At 61.6% G+C, this 1,811-nt stretch carries 1 pseudogene; it reads right to left on the minus strand.

What is annotated here, in order from left to right:
- Positions 1 to 714 precede the first annotated feature (714 nt).
- A pseudogene (locus tag BM175_RS22250) lies at positions 715 to 1,323 on the minus strand (tyrosine-type recombinase/integrase).
- Positions 1,324 to 1,811: the final 488 nt, after the last annotated feature.

Here is a 1,811-nt window from a genome sequence, read left to right on the forward strand (position 1 = left end):
AACCCGCTTCGCCGGCCATCTTAAACGTCGCCGGCAAGCCCACCATGCATTAGATTTGAACCGGGCCACCTGTTGGACGCAGGCCAGGAGGCGGCGGCCCGTAGCGAACGACGAGAGCCCAGGCGTCGCAGAGATAAGCGGTGGCGAAGGCCGCATCCGAGACGAACGCAATGATCTTCGTCGGAATAACGGCATCAGTCAGCGGAAACGCGAATGCCGCCGCCGAGAGCGAAAACCCGAGCCCCAGAACTGCGCCTCGGCTGCGGCTCCTGCAGCTTGAGCCGCAAAGAATAGCGCCCCGAGCGTGGCCAGCACGACCGGGGCTGTCCAGGCGAGGCCCTCGTCCGTCGTAAATCGCCTCCACGATCGGCACGCAACTCGTGCCATTCGAACCGTAGCAGTCCTGCAGTTGCGGATGGTTGCGGTGGCTCGTGCAAGACGTCCGGTCCAGATGGTCTGCGGACGGGGGAATGCTGAAGTACCTATGTTACTGCGATGTTGAGACCGACTGTATGCGGCGCCTATCCGGCGCCTCTCGCGCGTCAAAATGAGACAGTTTGCGACACTTTGCGGCAATACGTGGCAAGGTGCGACAGGTGCGGGTCGCCTCATGCAACGGAGATCGCAGATCTTCCAGAGCGATACAGATGCAGGAACGGCTGCTGGAGCTCGGGTGCAGCCGTTCCCGCCGGAGATGCAGTGCTGATTGCGGGGTTAGACCCCGGTTCTCTCGGCTAGCGTCAGCGCATCCTCGACATCGACACCGAGGTAGCGCACCGTGCTTTCGATCTTGGTATGGCCAAGCAGGCTCTGAACAGCGCGAAGGTTGCCGGTCGCCCGGTAGATGATCGAAGCCTTCTTCCGCCGAAGCGAATGCGTACCGTAGTCCTCCTTCCGAAGGCCGATCGCGGTCACTCATTCGTCGACGAGGCGTGCCTACTGCCGCGTGCTGAGATGGGTGGAGTGATCGATGCGGCTCGGAAAGGCGTAATCATCGACCGTTCCGCCGCGTCGCTCCAGCCATGCCCGGAGGCTTAGGCGTGCTGCTTCCATGAGTTCGAACTGCACGGGGCGCTTCGTCTTTCGCTGCACCACAATGGCACGAGCTCGAATGTGTCCTGCTGACACGATGTCGCCGATCTTTACCTTGACGACGTCGCATCCGCGCAGCTGGCTGTCGATCGCAAGATCAAACAGCGCACGGTCGCGCGAACGCCACTGGTGATCGAGCCAAAAGCGGATCGCCCAGACTTGCGGCGGCTTCAGGGCTCGCTTGGCGCCCACCACCCGTCCTGTGTTCCATGCTCTCTTGAAGTTGGTCAACGGATCGAACGAAGTAGGGGAGGGGACGTACCTGGGCCGAAAGCAGACCGGCAGCTTTCGGGTTGATGGCGCGGAAAGCTGCCCTTCCGCAAACGACCCTTTCCCGACGCCCCACGACTGTCGGCCGTCTGCGAAAGGCGGACATTCAAGAACGGGGGAGCGCGCATCAAGCGTGGGAACAGGACCGAATGCCATCTTGCAGCATGCACGCCTTTCACGATCCTGGGCTGGTGCGAACATTCTTGAGACGATCAATCGAGGCAGAAGACCATGATCTCGCGCTGTTTCTTCGCATTGGCTGTCATGTCGACAACGGCGTGTCCTGCTTTCGCTCAGGACTCCCGATCCCTTTCCGGCGCCGAGATCGCTAAGATCATCGCTGGGAACACGGTGCAGGGGACGATGGCGTCAGGCGGTCCGTATCGCGAGTTCTACCTTCCCGACGGCACCTTGCGGGGTTCGAACTACGACGGACGCTGGAGCGTGGT

This window comes from Aureimonas phyllosphaerae, from assembly GCF_900113065.1.
GTDB classification, from domain to species: domain Bacteria; phylum Pseudomonadota; class Alphaproteobacteria; order Rhizobiales; family Rhizobiaceae; genus Aureimonas; species Aureimonas phyllosphaerae.